18 protein-coding genes, 1 tRNA gene and 1 pseudogene are annotated in these 20,630 nt (G+C 70.1%); 5 read left to right on the top strand and 15 right to left on the bottom strand.

Going from position 1 to position 20,630, the window contains the following annotated elements:
- Positions 1-4: 4 nt before the first annotated feature.
- A complete protein-coding gene (locus ACWD35_RS07625) occupies positions 5-1,060 on the top strand; it encodes a LacI family DNA-binding transcriptional regulator (RefSeq protein WP_451350232.1) in 1,056 nt (351 codons plus the stop codon).
- 15 nt (positions 1,061-1,075) lie between these two features.
- Here the strand turns inward: ACWD35_RS07625 and ACWD35_RS07620 are convergent, their stop codons facing one another.
- From ACWD35_RS07620 to ACWD35_RS07600, 5 genes and pseudogenes are all read right to left on the bottom strand, one after another.
- A complete protein-coding gene (locus tag ACWD35_RS07620; RefSeq protein WP_451350231.1) occupies positions 1,076-1,597 on the bottom strand; it encodes a GNAT family N-acetyltransferase in 522 nt (173 codons plus the stop codon).
- Positions 1,598-1,668: 71 nt separating this feature from the next.
- Positions 1,669-1,741 (bottom strand) — tRNA-His (locus tag ACWD35_RS07615).
- Positions 1,742-1,856: 115 nt separating this feature from the next.
- A complete protein-coding gene (orn, locus tag ACWD35_RS07610; protein WP_451350230.1) occupies positions 1,857-2,459 on the bottom strand; it encodes an oligoribonuclease in 603 nt (200 codons plus the stop codon).
- 163 nt (positions 2,460-2,622) lie between these two features.
- Positions 2,623-3,837 (bottom strand): annotated as a pseudogene (locus tag ACWD35_RS07605) (helix-turn-helix domain-containing protein).
- A gap of 360 nt (positions 3,838-4,197) precedes the next feature.
- Positions 4,198-4,497 carry a hypothetical protein gene (locus ACWD35_RS07600; RefSeq protein ID WP_451350229.1) on the bottom strand — a complete coding sequence of 100 codons (300 nt, stop codon included), beginning with the start codon at positions 4,495-4,497 and terminating at the stop codon, positions 4,198-4,200.
- A gap of 318 nt (positions 4,498-4,815) precedes the next feature.
- Between ACWD35_RS07600 and ACWD35_RS07595 the strand changes: the two genes are divergently transcribed.
- Entirely contained in the window at positions 4,816-5,343 is a 528-nt protein-coding gene (locus ACWD35_RS07595; RefSeq protein ID WP_451350228.1) for a universal stress protein, read from the top strand.
- A gap of 156 nt (positions 5,344-5,499) precedes the next feature.
- Positions 5,500-6,060: a GPR1/FUN34/YaaH family transporter gene (locus tag ACWD35_RS07590; protein WP_451350227.1), complete on the top strand. Its 561-nt coding sequence runs from the start codon at positions 5,500-5,502 to the stop codon at positions 6,058-6,060.
- A 74-nt stretch (positions 6,061-6,134) separates the two neighbouring features.
- On the opposite strand, the gene glmS is transcribed toward ACWD35_RS07590, so the two are convergent.
- Both glmS and ACWD35_RS07580 read right to left on the bottom strand, forming a co-directional pair.
- Positions 6,135-7,952 (bottom strand): glutamine--fructose-6-phosphate transaminase (isomerizing), encoded by a 1,818-nt coding sequence (gene glmS, locus ACWD35_RS07585; protein WP_451350226.1) that lies wholly within the window; start codon positions 7,950-7,952, stop codon positions 6,135-6,137.
- Positions 7,953-7,965: 13 nt separating this feature from the next.
- Complete coding sequence (locus ACWD35_RS07580; protein WP_451350429.1) at positions 7,966-8,223, bottom strand: hypothetical protein; 258 nt, start codon at positions 8,221-8,223, stop codon at positions 7,966-7,968.
- A 165-nt stretch (positions 8,224-8,388) separates the two neighbouring features.
- On the opposite strand from ACWD35_RS07580, the gene ACWD35_RS07575 reads away from it, so the two are divergent.
- On the top strand, positions 8,389-9,951 hold the full coding sequence (locus tag ACWD35_RS07575; RefSeq protein ID WP_451350225.1) for a purple acid phosphatase family protein: 1,563 nt from the start codon (positions 8,389-8,391) through the stop codon (positions 9,949-9,951).
- A 46-nt stretch (positions 9,952-9,997) separates the two neighbouring features.
- Here ACWD35_RS07575 and ACWD35_RS07570 read toward each other — a convergent pair whose 3' ends face one another.
- Positions 9,998-10,909 carry a DUF4429 domain-containing protein gene (locus tag ACWD35_RS07570; protein ID WP_451350224.1) on the bottom strand — a complete coding sequence of 304 codons (912 nt, stop codon included), beginning with the start codon at positions 10,907-10,909 and terminating at the stop codon, positions 9,998-10,000.
- A gap of 61 nt (positions 10,910-10,970) precedes the next feature.
- On the opposite strand from ACWD35_RS07570, the gene ACWD35_RS07565 reads away from it, so the two are divergent.
- Positions 10,971-12,572 carry a beta-N-acetylhexosaminidase gene (locus ACWD35_RS07565; RefSeq protein WP_451350223.1) on the top strand — a complete coding sequence of 534 codons (1,602 nt, stop codon included), beginning with the start codon at positions 10,971-10,973 and terminating at the stop codon, positions 12,570-12,572.
- A 59-nt stretch (positions 12,573-12,631) separates the two neighbouring features.
- On the opposite strand, the gene ACWD35_RS07560 is transcribed toward ACWD35_RS07565, so the two are convergent.
- The 7 genes from ACWD35_RS07560 to ACWD35_RS07530 form a co-directional block, all read right to left on the bottom strand.
- Positions 12,632-14,401 (bottom strand): IucA/IucC family protein, encoded by a 1,770-nt coding sequence (locus ACWD35_RS07560; RefSeq protein WP_451350222.1) that lies wholly within the window; start codon positions 14,399-14,401, stop codon positions 12,632-12,634.
- Entirely contained in the window at positions 14,398-14,922 is a 525-nt protein-coding gene (locus ACWD35_RS07555) for a GNAT family N-acetyltransferase (protein WP_451350221.1), read from the bottom strand. The genes ACWD35_RS07560 and ACWD35_RS07555 overlap by 4 nt, the downstream gene beginning before the upstream one ends.
- A complete protein-coding gene (locus ACWD35_RS07550; protein WP_451350220.1) occupies positions 14,919-16,199 on the bottom strand; it encodes a lysine N(6)-hydroxylase/L-ornithine N(5)-oxygenase family protein in 1,281 nt (426 codons plus the stop codon). The genes ACWD35_RS07555 and ACWD35_RS07550 overlap by 4 nt, the downstream gene beginning before the upstream one ends.
- Complete coding sequence (desA, locus tag ACWD35_RS07545; RefSeq protein ID WP_451350219.1) at positions 16,183-17,625, bottom strand: lysine decarboxylase DesA; 1,443 nt, start codon at positions 17,623-17,625, stop codon at positions 16,183-16,185. The genes ACWD35_RS07550 and desA overlap by 17 nt, the downstream gene beginning before the upstream one ends.
- A gap of 63 nt (positions 17,626-17,688) precedes the next feature.
- Entirely contained in the window at positions 17,689-18,531 is an 843-nt protein-coding gene (locus tag ACWD35_RS07540) for a siderophore-interacting protein (protein WP_451350218.1), read from the bottom strand.
- A gap of 32 nt (positions 18,532-18,563) precedes the next feature.
- The gene (locus ACWD35_RS07535; RefSeq protein ID WP_451350217.1) at positions 18,564-19,622 is read right to left on the bottom strand and encodes an ABC transporter substrate-binding protein; all 1,059 of its coding nucleotides are present in this window, start codon (positions 19,620-19,622) and stop codon (positions 18,564-18,566) included.
- 149 nt (positions 19,623-19,771) lie between these two features.
- Positions 19,772-20,533: a DUF4232 domain-containing protein gene (locus ACWD35_RS07530; RefSeq protein WP_451350216.1), complete on the bottom strand. Its 762-nt coding sequence runs from the start codon at positions 20,531-20,533 to the stop codon at positions 19,772-19,774.
- Positions 20,534-20,630 lie beyond the last annotated feature (97 nt).

The following is a 20,630-nucleotide window of genomic DNA, read 5'->3' as shown; positions in this document are numbered from 1 at the left end:
GCCCATGGCAAGCCACGGAGCGCGGGGCCGGAGCGGTGGCCGGCCCACGCTCGAGGAGGTCGCCGCCCGGGCCGGGGTCGGCCGGGGCACGGTCTCGCGGGTGATCAACGGCTCGCCCCGGGTCAGCGAGGCGACCCGTGCCGCGGTCGAGGCCGCCGTCGCGGAGCTGGGCTACGTCCCCAACACCGCGGCCCGCGCCCTCGCGGCCAACCGCACCGACGCCATCGCGCTCGTCGTCCCCGAGCCGGAGACCCGCTTCTTCGCGGAGCCGTACTTCTCCGACATGCTGCGCGGGGTCGGGGCCGAACTCTCCGACACCGAGATGCAGTTGCTGCTGATCTTCGCGGGCAGCGACCAGAAGCGGCAGCGGCTCGCCCAGTATCTGGCGGCCCATCGCGTCGACGGCGTCCTGCTGGTCTCGGTGCACGCCGACGACCCGCTCCCGGACCTGCTGGCCCAGCTGGAGATCCCGGCGGTGATCAGCGGCCCCCGCTCGGCTGCGGAGAAGCTCACCTCGGTGGACTCGGACAACTACGGCGGCGCCCGCTCGGCCGTGGAGCACCTGCTGGCCCGGGGCCGCCGCAGGATCGCCCACATCACCGGCCGCCTGGACGTCTACGGCGCCCAGCGCCGCGTCGACGGCTACCGCGACGCGCTGCGGGACGCGGGCCGGGAGGTGGACGAACTCCTCATCGAGCAGGGCGACTTCACGGAGGAGGGCGGCCGGAGGGCGATGTCGGCGCTGCTTGCCCGCCACCCCGACCTGGACGCGGTCTTCGCCGGCTCCGACGTGACGGCGGCCGGCGCCCGCCAGGTGCTGCGCGAGGCGGGCCGCCGTATCCCGGACGACGTGGCCCTGGTCGGCTACGACGACTCGGTCATCGCCCGCCACATGGACCCGCCGCTGACCAGCGTCCGCCAGCCCATCGAGGAGATGGGCCGCACGATGATCGACCTCCTGCTGACGGAGATCGCCGACCGCCGCCCGGCCGCCTCCCGGGGCCTGGAGCGGCGGCAGGCGGTGCTGCCGGCGGAACTGGTGACGCGGGCGTCGTCGTAGGGCGGGTGCCGGGGGTCACTCGGCGGCGGTGAGCCGCCAGCGGGTCTCGCCCTCCTGCTCCTCCTCGGTCGGGGACAGCCCGGCCGCGCCGGCGACGGCGGCCGAGGCGTGGTGGGCGGGGTGGATGTGCGCCAGGACCGTCCGCACCCCGCGCTCCCGCAGCCACCCCACGAGCCCCCGGGCCGCCTCGGTGGCGTACCCGTTGCCCTGCCAGGGGGTGCCGACGACCCAGGCGATCTCGGCATGGTCCCGTCCCGCCCCGGCGACGGTGGCCTGCACGGTGCCGATCAGCCGCCCCGCCTCGCGCGGGCGAAGGACCCAGTTGCACCAGGAGACGGCCGGGTCGGGGGAGCCGGCGACGAGACGTTCGTACCGGGCGCGCAGCGCCTCGGGGGTCGCGGGGGAGCCGCCGATGAAAGTGTGCAGGGCCGGGTCGGCGAGGGCGGCGGCCATCTCGGGGGCGTGCTCGGCGCCGAGCGGCAGCAGCTCCAGACGGGCGGTGATGATCGGCTCGGCGAGCAGCGGGGCTGGGGTCACCGCTGTGACTTTACGGAAAAACAAATCAGCCGGCGACCCGTCTTTCGACGCAGTCACCGGCTGATCATCAGGGTGAGTGACGGGACTTGAACCCGCGACATCCTGGACCACAACCAGGTGCTCTGCCAGCTGAGCTACACCCACCACGACCGGCGGTTGAACTTGTCGTTTCCCCGACCGGCCGAGAAGAAGTCTACAGGGTCCGAAGGGGTGCTCGCGCACGGGTTTTCGTGCGGGCCCCCGAACGGACCCGCGGGCCCTACTGAGCGGGCAGGACGTACTTGGCGGCGATCGCCTTCGCCGTGTCGGAATCGGGGCCCGGCTGCGGGACGAAGACGGCCTCGCGGTAGTAGCGCAGCTCGGCGATGGACTCGCGGATGTCGGCGAGGGCGCGGTGGTTGCCGTTCTTCTCCGGGCTGTTGAAGTACGTCCGCGGGTACCAGCGCCGCGCCAGCTCCTTGATGGAGGAGACGTCGACGATCCGGTAGTGGAGGTAGTCCTCCAGGGTCGGCATGTCACGCAGCAGGAAGCCGCGGTCGGTGCCGACGGAGTTGCCGCACAGCGGGGCCTTGCCGGGCTCCTTGACGTACTCGCGGATGTAGGCGAGGACCTGCTCCTCGGCGTCGGCCAGCGTGGTGCCGCCGGCCAGCTCGTCCAGCAGCCCGGACGCGGTGTGCATCTGGCGCACCACCTCCGGCATCGTCTCCAGCGCCGAGTCCGGCGGGCGGATGACGATGTCCACCCCCTCGCCGAGCACGTTCAGCTCGGAGTCGGTGACGAGGGCGGCCACCTCGATGAGAGCGTCGTCGGACAGCGAGAGGCCGGTCATCTCGCAGTCGATCCACACCATGCGATCGTTCATGCGACCACCCTAAAGCTGACGTCGGCTTTTGGGGTGCCCCGGTACGGGCCTCGCGTGCGGCCGACCTGGGTGGAAGCGGCCGATCTGGGTGGAAGAGGCAGTGGAAGAGAGAAGGGGGCGGGTGTGAGTCCCCGCCCCCCTTTCCCACGCTCTCGCGCCTCGCTCAGCTGCCCGCGCGCGGCCCCGGCAGCAGGCCCACCGCGCCCGCGGGCGTGCGGCGGCTCTGCATCGGTACCCCGGTGTCCGGGTGCAGGCCCGGGTGCGCGGGGCCCATGGGGCCGGGACCGGACAGGCCGACGGGGGCGCCGGTCGGGCCGGACAGGTGCATGGGCGACTCCGGGTCACCCGGCTTGTCGCCCTGCGGCCGACGGGCCCGGTACGCGGCCCGGTAGGCGGCTGGGGACGAGCCGAGCTGGCGGCGGAAGTGCCCGCGCAGCGCGACCGGCGAGCGGAACCCGCACCGGCCCGCGACCTCGTCCACGGAGTAGTCCGACGTCTCCAGCAGCCGCTACGCCTGCAGCACCCGCTGGGTGATCAGCCACTGCAGCGGAGCGCTGCCGGTCAGCGAACGGAACCGGCGGTCGAACGTACGGCGGCTCATATAGGCGCGTGCCGCCAGCGTCTCCACGTCGAACTGCTCGTGGAGGTGTTCCAGCGCCCAGGCGACGACCTCGGCGAGCGGGTCGGCGCCGATCTCCTCTGGTAAAGACCTGTCGAGGTAGCGCTCCTGACCGCCGGTGCGGCGCGGCGGGACCACCAGGCGCCGGGCGAGCGCGCCGGCCGCCTCGCTGCCGTGGTCCGTCCGCACGATGTGGAGACAGAGATCGATTCCGGCCGCCGTACCCGCCGACGTGAGGACGTCGCCGTCGTCGACGAACAGCTCCCGTGGATCGACGTGCACCGACGGATAGCGCTTGGCCAGCGTCGGTGCGTACATCCAGTGGGTGGTGGCCGGGCGGCCGTCCAGCATTCCTGCCGCCGCGAGCACGAAGGCGCCGGTGCACAGCCCGACGATCCGGGCGCCCTCCTCGTGTGCTCGGCGCAGCGCGTCGAGCGCCTCTTCCGGCGGCGGCGAGGTGATCGAACGCCAGGCCGGTACGACGACCGTCCCGGCGCGTGAGATCGCCTCCAGCCCATGTGGCGCGGTGAGTTCCAGGCCGCCCGTGGTCCGCAGCGCGCCTTCCTCGCCCGCGCAGACCAGCAGTCGGTAGCGCGGCACGCCGGCGTCCTGGCGGTCGATCCCGAACACCGACAGTGGTATGGAACTCTCGAAGATGGGGCCGCCGCTGAACAGCAGCACCGCGACGATCTCCTTGCGACGTCGCCCGGAGAGTTTCCGGGCCGCGGCTTCCGGCGCGGCAGTGGAGTCGTGGCTCATTACTGCTAAGCCCCCCTCGGTGGTCGCGGCTCCTCGGTTGTGTCGCTCCTGCACGTTTCCCCTTGGTCCTGCACGAGTCCCCCGCCGTAAAAAGTCAAGATCGAATCTACTGGTTCCCGCGCTGGCACGGGTGTCCAGTTCCACACGCGGTGCATTGTCGACATGACAACTTGGCGTGAAGCATTCGATCACGAAGGGTTGCACTAGTGGGGCGTGCAGGGAAGTGCGCCTCGTCGCAGTGGCCAATCCGCGTAGGGTGCGCAGGGCCGCCTGGACCCTGTCCGTGCAGGTGGAACGGGGGTTGGGGGGTGGTCCTGACCCCTCCGGAAGGGCATCCATAAGTTGGCCGAAAACAAGCGTTCAGGGGCGCGGAAACCGGTCAGTTGACCGGTGCAGCGCCGGTCGGTCCACCGTTGACTGCCCTTTTGTGTGACGTGCGCCTCTTTGCGTCGCGCAACGCTCGGAGCGGCGGAGCAGGATCCGGCAGACGGCGGTGACGGCGGCGAGCCCGAGCGCGGCGCCGGTGGCGCCGGCGAGTGAGGTGCCGTACCAGACGAGTACCACGGGGACGAGGACGCAGCTGAAGGCGGCCCAGCGGATCACTTCGCTCGCGGTGTCCGGTGCGGGCTGCGGCTCGGTCGTGGATCGCGGTCGGGGCATCGGGTACTCCCTGTGGCGGTGGCTCACCCCCGTTCAACGCCTGTTCGATCACTCGGTCACCGGCCGTGCACTTGTGAATCCCGTGCAAACCGCCTGTACGGGGCAGCAACCATTGCGTTACGGGCGCGGCTCGTGCATGCTCCGGTGAACCCCTACGGGACTCCGGGGGGCTGCTCACGGAGCGTGCGCGGTATCTGGGCCAGGGAGGCGTGCCGCCGTACCCTTGGGGGTATGGGCTTGGGAAGATGTTTCCCGGACACAGCTCCGTCGCACACTGTCGTCCCGAACCCGATCAAGGATCACCAAGCCGAGACAGTCATGGCCGGTCACGAATTCTTCGACCCCGCGGACCGCAAGCGGCCGGTCGCCGATCCCACGGCGGCAGAACCGCAGGCGGCGGAAGAGACACGCCCTTCCTGCGATCCCGCCTTCCGGCACGGGGTCGTCGTCGGCTTCGACGGCTCCACCTCCAGTGAGCGCGCCCTCGCGTACGCCATCGGCATGGCCCACCGCTCCCACTCGGGTCTGATCATCGTCCATGTGGCCAACCGGCTGCCCACCACCGTGTGGGCCGGCTGCGAGCCGCCGGTGTTCGTGGACGTCCCGGACCACCGCACCGAGGTGCTCGGTCTGGAACTGGCCTGTGCGGACTATCTGGCCGAGGTGCCCTGGATCCTGGTCGAGCGCGGCGGGGACATCTGCCACGAACTCGAAGAGGTGGGCAAGGAGTACGAGGCCGACGCGATCGTCGTCGGGTCCACGCACGGGATCGTCGGACGCATCTTCGGCTCCGTCGCCGGCCGGCTCGCCAAGCGCGCGCAGCGGCCCGTGGTCGTCATTCCCTGATCCTCCCGAGTCTCCCGAGCCTCCCGAGCCGTCCTCGGTCTCCCTCTCAACTCCCTTTGTACAGCAGGAAACTACTCGCGCGTAGAGGTGTTTGTGCCCTTGTGAAGGGCATATATCGGTCACCGCGCATCAGCACATGCATGAAGGGAGCCCGCCGTGGACACCGACGTCTCTGCGGGAAGCGGAAGCACCACCGTCTTGGGCCGACTCGCCCTGGGGATAACCCTGTTGGCGTTCGGTCTCGGTACGACCGGCGTGATCGACGACGTGGGGGCCTCCGACGCCGTGTCGCTGGCTCATTACGTGGGCGGCGTCGCCCTGTTCCTGGTCGGCCTGCTGGCCTTCCGCGGTGGTGACACCGCGTCCGGTACGTCCTTCGCGTCCCTCGGCGCCCTGTGGTTCACCTGGGCCGTCGCGGCACACACCTCGGCCAACGCGGCCGGACTTTTCCTGCTTCTGTTCGCCCTCGTGGCGCTCTCGCTGACCCTCGCGGGCGGCGACAGCCTCGGCCGGCTCATGAACGGGCTGCTGTTCCTGGCCATGGCGGTGCTGGCGGTCGCCCAGTTCGCCGACAGCTCCGGTCTCACCAAGACCGGCGGCTGGGTCGCCGTCGCCTCCGGCGCGGTGGCCTGGTACGCGGCGACGGCCGCGCTGGCCCACTGGCCGACGGTACTTCCGCGGCGTGCTGCCGGCCGGGGGGTGACGGCCGCCGGCTGAAATAAGGCAGCGCATGAAGGACCCCCCACGTGCAAGGTGGCACACGTGGGGGGTCTCTTCTGTAAGGGGGTCGGCTACTCGACCGTCACCGACTTCGCGAGGTTCCGCGGCTTGTCGATGTCCCGGCCGAGGGCCTTCGCCGTGTGGTAGGCGAGGAGCTGGAGCGGGATGCCCATCAGGATCGGGTCCAGTTCGTCCTCGTTCTTCGGGACGACGATCGTCTGGTCGGCCTTCTCCTGGTGCTGGTGGGCCACCGCGAGGATCTTGCCGCTGCGGGCCTTGATCTCCTCCAGGGCGGCGCGGTTCTTCTCCAGCAGGTCGTCGTCGGGGACGATCGCGACCGTCGGCAGGGCGGGCTCGATAAGGGCCAGCGGGCCGTGCTTCAGCTCGGAGGCCGGGTAGGCCTCGGCGTGGATGTAGGAGACCTCCTTCAGCTTGAGGGAGGCCTCGCGGGCGACCGGGTAGCCCCGGACGCGGCCGATGAAGAGCATCGAGCGGGCGTCGGCGTACTGCTCGGCCAGCTCCTTGACCGCGTCCTCCTGCTTGAGGATCTCGGTGATCTGCTCGGGCAGCTTGCGCAGGCCCTCGATGATCCGCTTCCCGTCGCGCACGGAGAGGTCGCGGGTGCGGCCGAGGTGCAGCGCGAGGAGCGCGAAGGCGACCGTGGTGTTGGTGAAGCACTTCGTGGAGACCACGCACACCTCGGGGCCGGCGTGCACGTAGATGCCGCCGTCCGCCTCGCGGGCGATCGCCGAGCCCACCACGTTGACCACGCCGAGGACGCGGGCGCCCTTGCGCTTCAGCTCCTGCACGGCGGCGAGGACGTCGTAGGTCTCACCGGACTGGGAGACGGCGACGTACAGCGTGTCGGGGTCCACGACCGCGTTGCGGTAGCGGAACTCGGAGGCCGGCTCGGCGTCGGCGGGGATGCGGGCCAGCTCCTCGATCATCTGGGCGCCGATCATGCCCGCGTGGTACGAGGTGCCGCAGCCGAGGATCTTCACGCGGCGAATCCGGCGCGCCTCGCGGGCGTCCAGGTTGAGGCCGCCGAGGCGCACGGTGGAGAAGCGCTCGTCGATGCGCCCGCGCAGCACGCGGTCCACGGCGTCCGCCTGCTCGTGGATCTCCTTGTGCATGTAGGTGTCGTGGCCGCCCATGTCGTACGACTCCGCCTCCCACTCCACGGTGGTGGGCTCGGCGGTGGTGCGGGTGCCCTCGGTGGTGTAGGTGCGGAAGTCGTCGGCCTTCAGCGTCGCCATCTCGCCGTCGTCCAGCGTGACTATCTGGCGCGTGTGGGCGACCAGCGCGGCCACGTCGGAGGCGACGAACATCTCCTTCTCGCCGATGCCGAGGACGACCGGGGAGCCGTTGCGGGCCACCACGATGCGGTCGGAGAAGTCGGCGTGCATCACGGCGATGCCGTACGTGCCCTCGACGACCCGGAGGGTCTCGCGGACCTTGTCCTCCAGCTTCTCGGCCTGGGAGCGGGCGATCAGGTGGACGAGGACCTCGGTGTCGGTCTCGGAGAGGAACTCGACGCCGTCGGCCTCCAGCTTGCGGCGCAGGTCCGAGGCGTTGTCGATGATGCCGTTGTGCACGACGGCGACCTTGTTGTCGGCCGACATGTGCGGGTGGGCGTTGACGTCGGAGGGGGCGCCGTGGGTGGCCCAGCGGGTGTGCGCGATGCCGGTGGTGCCCTTGAAGCGCGCGGGGACCTTGGCCTCCAGGTCGCGCACCCGGCCCTTGGCCTTGACCATCTTCAGGCCGGCCGTCTTCGGGGAGGTGACGACGATGCCCGCGGAGTCGTAGCCGCGGTACTCCAGGCGCTGCAGGCCCTCCAGGAGCAGCGGCGCCACGTCACGCTTCCCGATGTATCCGACAATTCCGCACATATATAGGTATTCCTCAGCCGTAGACCATGCGGCGCAGCTGCCGGAGCGTCAGCTCCGGCGGTGCGACCGCCCGGTATTTCAGGTCCGCCTCGATCCGTTCGAAGATCTCCGAGTTCACCAGGCCCTGGGCCTGGAGCTCACGGTGGCGGCGACGGACGAAGTCCTGGGTCGTCTCGTCGAAGTACGCGAGCACGTCCTGGACCACCCGCAGCGCCTCGCCCCGGCTCAGGGGCGTGGACTGCGTCAGATGATCAACAAGTTCGTCGTGCACCCGGTAGATCCTGGGGTACGGGAGCGAGTTTCGCAAGAATCCTGCCCGATTCCGGGCAAGCGCAGATTGAGACTCCTTTGAGATCTTGTTTGCAAGCTGGCCATCCTGTGTCTTGCGCGCCGTTGCTCAACAGGACGAGTTTCAGGCGTCATGGACATTCCTCGTATGGGAGTACCGGAGAAGCTCGCCGAGCGCATGAGCATGGCCGAGCAGCATGAGTACCTGCGCGCCAAGTTCTCTCGGCGCACCATGATCAGAGGCGGCGCGGTCACGCTGGGCGCCGTCACCGGCGGCGCGTTTGTGACGGGCGCCACCGCCCAGGCCGCCGTCCCGACGCAGCGCACCGCCACCGAGACCGTCGACGGCGCCATGGTCGCGCCCTTCGGCCGCCACCTCGCCTACGGCGCCGACCCGCGCACCGAGATGACCATCTCGTGGCAGGTCCCGGTCGCCGTGAAGAGCCCGTTCATCCGCATCGGTGCCGCGCCCTGGGACCTGTCCCGCAAGATCGAGGCCGAGGTCCGCACCCTCTACACCCCGGCCGGCGTCGGCGCGAGCGGCGACCACACCCAGTACTACATGCACGCCCAGCTCACCCGCCTGCGCCCCGGCAGGACGTACTACTACGGTGTCGGCCACGACGGCTTCGACCCGGCCGAGCCGCACCTGATCGGCACCCTGGGCACCTTCACCACCGCCCCCGCCCACAAGGCGCCGTTCACCTTCACGGCCTTCGGCGACCAGGGCGTCAGCTACCACGCGCTGGCCAACGACAGCCTGATCCTCGGCCAGAACCCGGCCTTCCACCTGCACGCCGGCGACATCGCCTACGGCGACCCGGCCGGCCAGGGCAAGACCACCGACACCGGGTTCGACTCGCGCACCTGGGACCAGTTCCTGTACCAGACCGAGTCGGTCGCCAAGCAGATCCCGTGGATGGTCTCGTACGGCAACCACGACATGGAGGCCTGGTACTCGCCCAACGGCTACGGCGGCGAAGAGGCCCGCTGGACCCTCCCGGACAACGGCCCGGACCCGGAGAACCTGCCCGGCGTCTACTCCTTCGTCTACGGCAACACGGCGATCATCTCGCTGGACCCCAACGACATCTCCTTCGAGATCCCGGCAAACCTGGGCATCTCGGGCGGCACCCAGACCACATGGTTCGAGGGCCAGCTGAAGAAGTTCCGGGCCTGCGACGACATCGACTTCATCATCGTGTTCTTCCACCACTGCGCCTACTGCACGTCCAAGGCGCACGCCTCGGAGGGGGGCGTGCGCCAGGAGTGGGTGCCGCTGTTCGACAAGTACCAGGTCGACCTCGTCATCAACGGCCACAACCACCAGTACGAGCGCACCGACATCATCAAGGGCAACGAGGTCACCAAGAAGCTGCCGATCGGCGGCACGGCCTACCCCGAGACCGAGGGTGTGGTGTACGTCACGGCCGGCGCGGCGGGCCGCAGCCTGTACGCCTTCACCGCCCCGGACTCGTACGAGGGCAACGAGAACGAGGTCGACTCCGTGTCCTCGTTCATCTGCCTCAAGGACGGCGCCCGGCAGCCCGAGACCGTCGCCTGGTCCCGGGTGCGCTACCTCAACTACTCGTTCCTGCGCGTGGACGTCACGCCCGCACCCACGGGCGGCTACACCACCCTGAAGGTGCAGGGCATCGCCGAGACCGGTGACCGCATCGACCACTTCACGGTGGCCCGCCGGGCCAAGTAGTAAGCAGTCCGCCCGGCGGCCTCCGGTCCCGGGCAGCGGGCGGTCCTCACATGCGGTTGAGGACCGCCCGCTTGGCCAGGGTGAACTCCTCGTCGGTGAGCACCCCGGCGCGGTGCAGCTCGCCCAGCTCCCGCAGCCGCCGCAGCAGGGCGTCGTGGTCGTCAGCCCCGGCGGGCTGTGACGGCAGGGCCCCGCTGTCTTCGGCGGCCGTATCCGCCTTTTCGAGGGCGGGGGCGGAATTCCCGGGAGCGGCCGGCGCCGACGGATGCGGCAGCCGGGCCCGGACCGCCGCCGCCACCAAGGCCATCAGCGGGTCCTTCTTGAAGCCCCACAGCTCGACCGCGTTCGGGTCGTACTTGGGCGGTGCCGTGACCGGGGCGCCGCGCACCAGGAAGCGCAGATGCCCGTTCTCCAGCCCGGCCGCCGGCTGCCACTCCACGCCGGCGATCTCGGCGAGCGGTATCGCCCGCGGACCGGCGGCGGACTTGGCCTCCTCCGTCTTCCAGTTCCACTCCAGCCGCACCCGCTCCCCGTCGAAGCTCGCCGAGCCGTCCCCGGCGGACGCGGAGACCGGGACGGCCGGGCCGGACAGCAGGAACTCCGTGACCGGAGCGGCGGAAACCTGGTCCAGCAGCAGGGCGTTGCGCACCTCGTCCGCGAAGTACTCGGCGACGCCGTACCGGTCGGACGCCACGGTCAGCACATACGGGTCGTCCCCCTCGGCGAGCCGCCCGCCGGCTGCGTGCAGCAGGGGGTCGGCGCCCTCGCGCAGCCGCAGCCTCAGCCGCCCCGACTTGCGGCCCTGTTCGAAGGAGACCCCGGCCAACGCCCCCAGCGGCACGGTGAGTTCACCCAGTTCCTGGCGGAGCGGGCCGACGTTCCGCTCCCGGCCGGGGGTGAGCCGCAGGGTGTCGCCGTCGAAGACCCAGGTGCCGTCCTTCTGGATGATTTCCGCCATCCGTGGATTGTTTCACCCCGCTGCGGGAGAGTGGTCTCTACCACATCTGAAGGGAGCGCATGTGAGACGGAAGCACAGCTCGACTCCCCGCACGCCTCGCATACTCGGATCACTGCTGCTTCTCGCGGCAGGCGGTGTGTTCACCCTTGGCGCCGCCGCCCCTCCGCGACCCGCCACCGCCACCCCCCTCGGCCAGGTGATCCCGGCGCCCGCCTCGGTCCTCCCCGGCGGAACCCCGTACCGCATCACCAGCAGCACCAGCGTCCGGGCCGACGACACCCCCGAGGTGCGCGCGGTCGGCACCTACCTCGCCGGCATCCTGCGGCCGTCCACCGGTTTCCCGCTGCCCCTCACCGGCGAGGGCCCGGGCGGCATCCAGCTCCACCTCGACGGCGGCGACTACGGCGCCGAGGGCTACCGGCTGATCAGCACGGCGGTCGGCGTCCGCCTCACCGCGAGCACGCCCGCCGGCCTCTTCCACGGCGTCCAGACCCTGCGCCAGCTGCTCCCGGCGAGCATAGAGAAGCGGACCGTCCAGGACGGCCCCTGGCGCATCGCGGGCGGCACCATCACGGACCGCCCCCGCTACGCCTACCGGGGCGCCATGCTGGACGTCTCCCGGCACTTCTTCACGGTGGCCCAAGTCAAGCGGTACATCGACCATTTGGCCCTCTACAAGATCAACGAGCTGCATCTGCACCTCAGCGACGACCAGGGCTGGCGCATCGCGATCGACTCCTGGCCGCGCCTCGCCTCCTACGGCGGCTCCACCGAGGTCGGCGGCGGCCGGGGCGGCTACTTCACCAAGGCCGACTACCAGGAGATCGTGCGCTACGCCGCCTCCCGCTATCTGGAGGTCGTCCCCGAGATAGACATGCCCGGCCACACCAACGCGGCACTCGCCTCCTACGCCAAGCTGAACTGCGACGGCACCGCGCCCCCGCTGTACACCGGCACCCACGTCGGCTTCAGCTCGCTGTGCGTGCCCGAACGGGTGACGTACGACTTCGTGGACGACGTCGTCAGGGAGCTGGCCGCGATCACCCCCGGCCGCTATCTGCACATCGGCGGCGACGAGGCGCACTCCACCAGCCACACCGACTACGTCACGTTCATGGACCGGGTGCAGCCGATCGTGGCCAAGTACCACAAGACGGTCATCGGCTGGCACCAGCTGACCGGCGCCCACCCGGCCGAGGGCGCCCTCGCCCAGTACTGGGGCCTGGACCGCACCGGAGCGGCGGAGAAGGCCCAGGTGGCCAAGGCCGCACAGAACGGCACCGGGCTGATCCTGTCCCCGGCCGACCGGGTCTACCTGGACATGAAGTACACCACCAGCACCAGGCTGGGCACGAAGTGGGCCGGGTACGTGGAGGTGCAGCGGTCGTACGACTGGAACCCGGGCGCCTATCTGGCGGGCGCCCCGGCGTCCGCCATCAGGGGCGTCGAGGCGCCGCTGTGGTCCGAGACCCTCACCGATTCGGCCGACCTCGAGTACATGGCCTTCCCTCGGCTGCCCGGCGCGGCCGAGCTGGGCTGGTCCCCGGCGGCCACGCACGACTGGAACACCTACAAGGTGCGCCTGGCCGCCCAGGCCCCGCGCTGGGACGCGCTCGGGATGGCGTACTACAAGTCGCCGCAGGTCCCCTGGCCGACGCGTTGACCCATGACTGACGGGCACCCCCGAGGACCGTACTCGGGGGTGCCCGTCAGCCGTTCGGCTCAGTACCCGGCGATGGGATTCGGCAGCGTCCCCACCAGCTGAAGCGCGCCGGACGGGTCGGCGAGGTCCACCATCTGCCGGTTGTCGCGCAGCTGGAGCCGGTTGAGGCAGGACAGCGCGAACTCGGGGGCGAACAGGTCGTACTGCCGGAACCGGTCGGCGAGCTCGGGCACGGAGTCCTGGTACTCGCGGCTGACCTCCGCGACCGTACGCCAGAAGGCGTCCTCCGCCAGGATGCCCTCGGCTGCGAGGTGCGCGGCCAGGAAGCGGAAGAAGCAGTCGAAGACGTCCGTGAAGACCGACAACAGCCGCTGGTCCTCCGGGACCTCGGCCCGGATCCGCCGCACCTCCGGCGGCAGGACGGCGTCCGGGTCCATCACCACGATCTCCTCGGCGATGTCCTTGTAGACCGCGCGCTGCACGACCCCGTCCTTCAGCACGAGGATCACGTTCTCGCCGTGCGGCATGAAGGCCAGGTCGTAGGCGTAGAAGCTGTGCAGCAGCGGGGTGTAGTAGGCCCGCAGGTACTGCCGCAGCCACTGAGCCGGGCCGAGTCCCGAGCGCTCGATCAGGGCGCCCGCGAACGAGGCACCCTCGTGGTCCACGTGCAGCAGGGAGGCCATGGTCGCCGGCGACTCGCCCTCCCGCAGCGAGGGCACCGGGCTCTCCCGCCACAGCGCGGCCAGCATCTTGCGGTACGGCGAGTAGCGGTCGGTGGCCCGCTCGTACTCCAGGTGCCGGTAACCGACGGCGGCCCGCTCCCGGATGATCGTGAGCCCGGTCGACTTCAGCACGCTGTCGTTCTCGATCAGCTGGGCGAGCCAGTCGTTGATCGCCGGGGTGGCCTCCATGTAGGCGGCCGAAAGTCCGCGCATGAAGCCCATGTTGAGGACGGACAGCGCCGTCTTCACGTAGTGCTTCTCCGGATGGGAGGTGTTGAAGAAGGTCCGGATGGACTGCTGCGCCAGGTACTCGTCGTCGCCCTCCCCGAGGCACACCAGGTTCCGGCGGGCGACCTCGGCGGCGAAGGTGACGGAGAGCTTGTTCCACCACTGCCAGGGATGGACGGGGATGAGGAGGTACTCGGCAGGGTCGAGCCCTTGGCCGCTCAGCTGCTTCTGGAACCGCTCGACGGTCCCAGCACCCAACTCCCGCCGGATGAAGTCCTCGTACTCGATCCCGGCGCCCGCCGTGAACGCGGCGCGCGAGCGGTGCGCGGCCAGCCACACCAGCCGGACGGGGCTCGCGGTCTCCGGGGCGTACGACAGGTACTCGTGCACGCCGAAGCCCAGCCGCCCGTTGTTGGCGACGAAACAGGGGTGGCCCTCGGTCATCCCGGTCTCGATGTCCTGGAACCCGCTCCGCGCTAGCTCGGCCGCCGGGACGCGCGGCTTGGTGAGCTTGTAGCAGGTGCCGGAGAGGGTGGAGGAGATCTCCTCCAGATAGACCGGCAGGATGTCATCGCTGAGCCCGAGGGACTCCTTGAACTCGATGACGAAGTCCAGGGCGGCGAGGGGAAGTTCCCCGCCGTCGCGGTGCCGGACGATGGACCCGGCGTCGACGTCCCAGTGGTCGAGGGCACGGCGGGTCGCGGAGAACGTGTACCGCGTCCCTCCGTCGTCGCTCCGGACGGCGTACGCACCGCCCTCCTCCTCGGGCGTGATCAGCCGCTCGTGCGCGAACTCGGCGAGCGCCTTGCGTATCAGCAGCCGGTTGGCGGTGTCCCAGCGCTCGGGGGACAGGTGGGCCACGGCAGCGGCGAGGCTCATACGGCCACCGCCTTCGCGAACTGCGCCCGCGTGCAGAAGCTCAGCAGCGCGCGCTTCTCCGGCTTGTCGACCTCCCGCTCGGGCACGAACCCGACGGCTTCGTTGAGGGCGTGCACCGCCTTGTTGCGTACGTCGGGCTCGACGACGACGCGTTCCGCCGCCGGGTCCTCGAAGAGGTGGGCCATCACGGCGGTGATGACGGCCCGCGTGAACCCGTGCACGGGCGTGTCGGTGGGCGCGACGAGGAAGTGCATGCCGACGTCTCCGGGCTGCGGCTCGTACAGCCCGACCAGCTCGCGGCGGGCGGGGTCGTACCGCTCCATCAGGAAGACGGGTGCGCCGCCGTGCAGCCCGAGCAGCGCGTCGTGGTACTCGTCGGCCGCGATCTCCAGGTAGGCCCGCTCGACGTCCTCGGCCTCGGCGTCCTGCATCATCCAGAAGGCGGCCTTGGGGTGGGTGACCCAGGAGTGCAGCAGCTTCGCGTCCTTCGGCGGGTCGACGGCACGGAATGTGAAGGTCATGCGGCGAACTCCTGGAAGGCGATGGTCTTCTCGACCGGGTAGTACTCGCTGCCGAGCAGCTCGCGGATGATGTACGCGTTGCGGTACGCGCCCATGCCCAGGTCGGGGCTGGTGATGCTGTGGGTGTGGACGCCGGCGTTCTGGAGGAAGACGCCGCGGCCCGTGACGTCGATGGCGTAGTTGCGGGCGAGGTCGAAGTTGCCCCGGGAGTCGTAGCGGAGCCAGTCGCGGAGCGGGTTCAGGAACTCGGGCTCGGTGTACTTGTAGCCGGTGGCCAGGATCAGGCCCTGGGAGCGCAGCTCGTAGTCCTTCTCCTGCTCCTCCTGGCGCAGGCCCAGGGTGTAGGTGCCGCTCTCGTAACTGACGGTGTTCAGGGAGGAGTTGGTGAGCAGCCGGGTGGGGACCGGGCCGCCGAGGTTCTTCTGGTACAGCAGGTCGAAGATCTCGTTGATCAGGTCGCCGTCGATGCCCTTGAACAGGCCCTTCTGCTGGTCCGTGAGGCGGTGACGGGTGGCTTCCGGCAGCGCGTGGAAGTAGTCGATGTACTCCGGGCTCGTCATCTCCAGCGTGAGCTTGGTGTACTCCAGCGGGAAGAAGCGGGGCGAGCGGGTCACCCAGTTCAGCCGGTAGCCGTGGACGTCGATCTCGCTGAGCAGGTCGTAGTAGATCTCGGCGGCGGACTGGCCGCTGCCGACCAGCGTGATCGACTCCTTGCGCTGCAACTCCTGCTTGTGGTGCAGATAGCGGGAGTTGTGGATGAAGTCGCCGCCCAGGCCGTCGCAGGCCGCCGGGAGGTACGGGGGAGTACCGGTGCCGAGGACCAGGTGGCGGGCGCGGAACACGTCGCCGGTGTGGGTGCGGACGGCGTAGACCTCGGCCTCGTCGTCGTACGTCACCTCGGTGACGGTCGTGTCGAAGCGGATGCTGTTGAGCTTTCCGGCCGCCCAGCGGCAGTAGGCGTCGTACTCCACCCGCAGGGGATAGAAGTTCTCGCGGATGTAGAACGAGTACAGCCGCCCCTGCTCCTTCAGGTAGTTGAGGAAGGAGTACGGGGAGGTCGGGTCGGCGAGGGTGACCAGGTCCGACAGGAACGGGGTCTGGAGGTGGGCGCCGTCCAGGAACATGCCCGCGTGCCACTCGAAGTCCGGCTTGGACTCCAGGAAGACGCCGTCCAGTTCGGCGATGGGCTCGGTGAGGCAGGCGAGCCCGAGGTTGAAGGGGCCGAGCCCGATCCCCACGAAGTCATGAATGCGGGTGGCCTCAGGAAGCGCGGTCAAGGGACTCTCCCAGGTACTGCTCGGCATGGCCGGCGATCAGATCGAGGACGGCGGCGATGTCGGCCGGTGTCGTCTCGGGGTTGAGCAGGGTGAACTTCAGGTAGTGACGGCCGCCGACCTTGGTGCCCGCCACCACGGCGTCACCGGAGGCGAACAGGGCCTTGCGGGCGTGGAGGTTGGCGCGGTCGATCTCGGCCGGGTCGGTGACGGCGGCCGGGATGTAGCGGAAGACGAGGGTGGACAGGGCGGGTTCGACGACGACGTCGTAGCGGGGGTCGGTGGCAAGGAGCCGCCAGCCCTCCCGGGCCAGGTCGCAGACCTCGTCGAAGAGTTCCCCGATGCCGTCGGCGCCCATGACCCGCAGGGTCAGCCACAGCTTGAGGGCGTCGAAGCGGCGGGTGGTCTGGAGGGACTTGTCGACCTGGTTGGGGATGCGCTCCTGCACCATGCGGCGCGGGTTCAGGTACTCCGCGTGGTAGGTGGCGTGCCGCAGGGTGGCCGCGTCCCGGACCAGTACCGCGGACGAACTCACCGGCTGGAAGAAGGACTTGTGGTAGTCGACGGTGACGGAGTCGGCGCGCTCGATGCCGTCGATGCGGTCCCGGTGTCTGCGGGAGGCGAGCAGTCCGCAGCCGTAGGCCGCGTCCACGTGCATCCACACGCCGTACTGGGCGCACAGCTCGGCGATTTCCGGCAGCGGGTCGATGGAGCCGAAGTCGGTGGTGCCGGCGGTGGCGACGACCGCCATGGGGACGAGGCCGTCTCGCGCGCAGCGCTCCAACTCGTGAGCGAGGGCGAGGGTGTGCATGCGCTTCTCGTGGTCGACGGGGATCGCGACGACGGCGTCCTGGCCCAGTCCGAGCAGTTTCGCGGACTTCTGCACGCTGAAGTGGCTGACCTCGGAGGCGAAGACGCGCAGCCTGGCCAGGTCTTTGGTTTTGGCCTCCTCCCGCGCCAGCAGCAGCGCCTGGAGGTTGGACTGGGTGCCGCCGGAGGTGAACACGCCGTCGGCGGCGGGTCCGAGGCCGATGCGGGCGGCCGTCCAGTCGATGAGCCGCCGCTCGATGAGGGTGCCGCCGGCCGACTGGTCCCAGGTGTCCAGCGAGGAGTTGACGGCGCAGAGCACGGCCTCGCCGAGGACCGCCGGGATGACCACCGGGCAGTTGAGGTGGGCGAGATAGCGGGGGTGGTGGAAGTAGACCGCGTCCCGGAGGTAGACGTCCTCCAGCTCGTCCAGGACGGCGCCGGTGTCGCCGAGCGGCCGGTCCAGGTCGATGGCGTCGAGGCGGGGGGTGAGGGCGTCGACGGTGACGCCGGTGAACGGACGGTCGGTGGTGGCGAGTTTGGCCGCCACCCGCTCGACTCCTTCGGTCACGGAGCGGCGGTAGTGCTCCGCGGTGAGGCCATTGAGCAGGTGCGAGCGCATGTGGGGGTCCTCCGGTTCCGCGGGTTCAACTTAGGTTAGCCTAACCTAAGTTTAAAGGGGGGGTCATTCCGCCTCGCGGAGCTGTTCCTCCGTCATCCCCTGCCGCCAGTAGCCGACGAAGGTGACCCGCCGCCGGTCCACCCCGCACTCCCGGACGAAGTGCCGGCGCAGCGCCTTCACCTGTTCCGACTCGCCCGCGATCCAGACGTACGGCCGCTCGGCGGCGGGCGGTTGGGCGGCTCGTACGGCCTCGACGGCCATGGGGGACCCGTCGTGCCGTACGAGCCACGTGATCTCCGCGTCCGCCTTGGTGGCCACGTCCTGGATGTCACCGGCGTGCGGCACCTCCAGCCAGGCGCGGACGCGGACGCCCGCCGGGAGGGTTTCCAGGATCGCGGTGGCGGCGGGTACGGCGGTCTCGTCGCCCCACAGGAGGACGAGGTCGGCGTCCTCGGGCAGGCGGAAGCGGATGGCGCGGTTGTCGGCCACGGCCGGGCCGAGCAGCAGGACACGGTCGCCGGGGGTGGCGCCGGAGGCCCACTGGGAGGCGGGGCCGGCGGGGATGGCCGCGTCCGGCTCGACCCCGTGCAGGACGAAGTCGATGTCGATCTCGTCGGGGGCGCGGCGCAGGGCGCGGAGGGTGTACGAGCGCATCACCGCCCGTACGTCGTCCGGGAGTTCACGCCAGGCCTGCCACCAGTCCTCCCCCCGGTCCAGCGGGACGACGGGCTCGGTCTGTCCCGGGTGCGGCAGGAACAGGGAGAGGGACTGGTCACGCCCGTCCGAGTGGAAGGCGTGCAGGTCGGCACCCGTGAAGGTGACGCGGACCAGAGACGGGCCGAGCCGCCTCGTCCGTACGACCTGAAGGGAGAAGAAACGGAACGGGGCGGCTACGGCCGTCGTCATATGTGCTCCTGGTTTCAGGAATCGGGGTGGGCTCAGCCGACCTTCTTGGCCTTCTCGATGGCCTCCGCCAGGCTGGTCAGCAGCGGCACGCACTTGTCGTACGAGAGGATCGGCTCGGGGGAGCGGGCGATGACCTGGCCGGCCTTGACCGCGGGGAGCTTCTTCCAGGTGGCCTTGGTGATGTCGGCGGGCTGGATGGTCGAGGAGCGGTCGTCCATCATGATGATGTCGGCCTGGTACTTGTCGACGTTCTCCCAGCTCAGCGACTCGTACCAGCCGCCGCCCTGCTTCTTGGCGCTCCCCGGGGGCTCCACGAAGTTCACGCCGAGGGCCTTGAAGTACTCCAGGTCGACGGAGAGGTTGGTGCCGGAGACGTAGAAGAGCTGGTCGCTCGCGGAACCGGCCATGACCTTGATGCCGGGCTTGGCCTTGGCGGCGGCGCGCAGCCGGGCCGCCGCGTCCTCGAAGCGCTTCTTGGCGTCCGTCACCTTGGCGGCCTTCATGTCGGCGCCGAGCGACTCGGCCAGCTCCCACATGCGCTGCAGCGACTGGGTGAGCTGACGGTCGTAGACGGAGATGCCGACGCTGGGCGCGAGTTGGCCGACCTTCTTCTTCGATTCCTCGGGGACGTACCAGAGGGTGCCGGCGTCGTCGAACATCGTCGTGATGAGCACGTCGGGTGCCAGGGCGGCGTACTTCTCGATGTTGAACTGGCCCCAGGCGTTGCCGAGGACCGTCACCTTGCTGATGTCCATGTCACCGGCCTGGACATCGGGCTTGCCGTCGGTGGTCCTGGTCGGGCCGAAGACGCCCTTGACCTGGATGCCGTAGTCGTAGAGCGCGGCGCCGACGCCGGTGAAGGCGGCGATGTTCGCAGGCACCTTGTCCAGCTTCACGGTCGTACCGCGGTCGTCCTTGAAGCTCCAGGGGCCGGACTTGCCGGCCGCCCCGCCCTTGCTCCCGCCTTCGCCGGAGCCCGCGTCTTTCCCCTTGTCGTCCCCGCAGGCGGCGAGCGCGGCACCGAGTCCGAGTGCGCCGCCCGCGACGAGCAGTCCGCGGCGAGTGAGGTGGGTGGCACGGGCATGGGGCATGGGTATGACTGCTTTCGAACAGGGCGAAACGCCCGCCGGACAAGGTCGAAGATAGGTTAGCCTAACCTCACTAGATGTCCAGGGGTGGGTGTGCGAGGGCTGGCCGTAATGGCCTTCTGCATAAGGGAGTTGGGGGCTCTGCGTGTCGCTCAGCCCGTCACGCCGAACGGGGTGACCTGGGTCCTTCCTCCGCAGGGGGAGATCTCGCCGACGTCTGCCAGCGTCAGGGCGCGTGAGTCGCCCGGAACCCGTATGTCGACGCCGTAGGCCGGATCCTCGGAGAGGTCGTAACAGGTGGAGGCGTAGGAGCCCTCCCACACGATCGTGAAGGAGGTGGTGTGCCCCGGGGCGAGGTAGACGTCGGGGAGATCGTGCTCGGAGGTCCGGGTGACCGAGAAGGAGCGCGGTCCTGATGTGCTCACCGGCTTGCCGCAGGCGGGAGAGATGTCGCCCTTGGCGCAGGCCCGGAGGGCTCCGTCACCGAAGAACTTGAGGCCGGGCCAGCCTCGCAGGTGGCACGTCGAGGCGGAGCGGTTGCGCAGCAGGACCGGCGTGGCGAACCAGCCGTACCGACCGGTGCCGGTGTGCCCTTGCGACGCGCTGAGGGCGCTCGTCGTGCAGGCGGGGGTGGCGGGCGCTGTCGTGCGGGACGGTGTGTTCGCGTGTGCCGGCGTGCGCTTCGCCGCCGGTGTCCCGACAGGGGTGGACGGACTGCCGGAGCGTGCGGTGCGAGCGCGTTCCGGTGCTGCCGTCGGCATGGCGGCGGCGTGGCGGACCGTCGGCGCCGGCGTGCTCGTCGGGACCTCCGGATCCGCCGAAGGCACGCCTGCGTTGCCCCCGCAGGCGGTGATGGCTGTCGCCAGCAGTATCGGCAGCCCGGCCGCCGCGAGCTGTCTCCCCCGTGTCGTCATGACGCGAACGCTAGCCGCGGGTGCCGTGTGTGCAGGCGTGCCGCGGCAAGGCGCCATGATGCATTCCTCTGCCGTTCAGAAACGTGCCGGCGGGCGC

The organism is Streptomyces sp. NPDC002671 (genome assembly GCF_053592475.1).
The sequence above is the reverse complement of the archived record's forward strand: the minus strand, read 5'-3'. Positions and strand labels throughout refer to the sequence as shown.

Coding starts and splice junctions, on each gene's coding strand:
- ACWD35_RS07625 (WP_451350232.1), top strand. CDS start 5: ATGGCAAGCCACGGAGCGCGGGGCCGGAGCGGTGGCCGGCCCACGCTC.
- orn (WP_451350230.1), bottom strand. CDS start 2,459: ATGAACGATCGCATGGTGTGGATCGACTGCGAGATGACCGGCCTCTCG.
- ACWD35_RS07600 (WP_451350229.1), bottom strand. CDS start 4,497: ATGCCCCGACCGCGATCCACGACCGAGCCGCAGCCCGCACCGGACACC.
- ACWD35_RS07595 (WP_451350228.1), top strand. CDS start 4,816: ATGGCCGGTCACGAATTCTTCGACCCCGCGGACCGCAAGCGGCCGGTC.
- glmS (WP_451350226.1), bottom strand. CDS start 7,952: ATGTGCGGAATTGTCGGATACATCGGGAAGCGTGACGTGGCGCCGCTG.
- ACWD35_RS07575 (WP_451350225.1), top strand. CDS start 8,389: ATGGGAGTACCGGAGAAGCTCGCCGAGCGCATGAGCATGGCCGAGCAG.
- ACWD35_RS07570 (WP_451350224.1), bottom strand. CDS start 10,909: ATGGCGGAAATCATCCAGAAGGACGGCACCTGGGTCTTCGACGGCGAC.
- ACWD35_RS07560 (WP_451350222.1), bottom strand. CDS start 14,401: ATGAGCCTCGCCGCTGCCGTGGCCCACCTGTCCCCCGAGCGCTGGGAC.
- ACWD35_RS07555 (WP_451350221.1), bottom strand. CDS start 14,922: ATGACCTTCACATTCCGTGCCGTCGACCCGCCGAAGGACGCGAAGCTG.
- desA (WP_451350219.1), bottom strand. CDS start 17,625: ATGCGCTCGCACCTGCTCAATGGCCTCACCGCGGAGCACTACCGCCGC.
- ACWD35_RS07540 (WP_451350218.1), bottom strand. CDS start 18,531: ATGACGACGGCCGTAGCCGCCCCGTTCCGTTTCTTCTCCCTTCAGGTC.
- ACWD35_RS07535 (WP_451350217.1), bottom strand. CDS start 19,622: ATGCCCCATGCCCGTGCCACCCACCTCACTCGCCGCGGACTGCTCGTC.
- ACWD35_RS07530 (WP_451350216.1), bottom strand. CDS start 20,533: ATGACGACACGGGGGAGACAGCTCGCGGCGGCCGGGCTGCCGATACTG.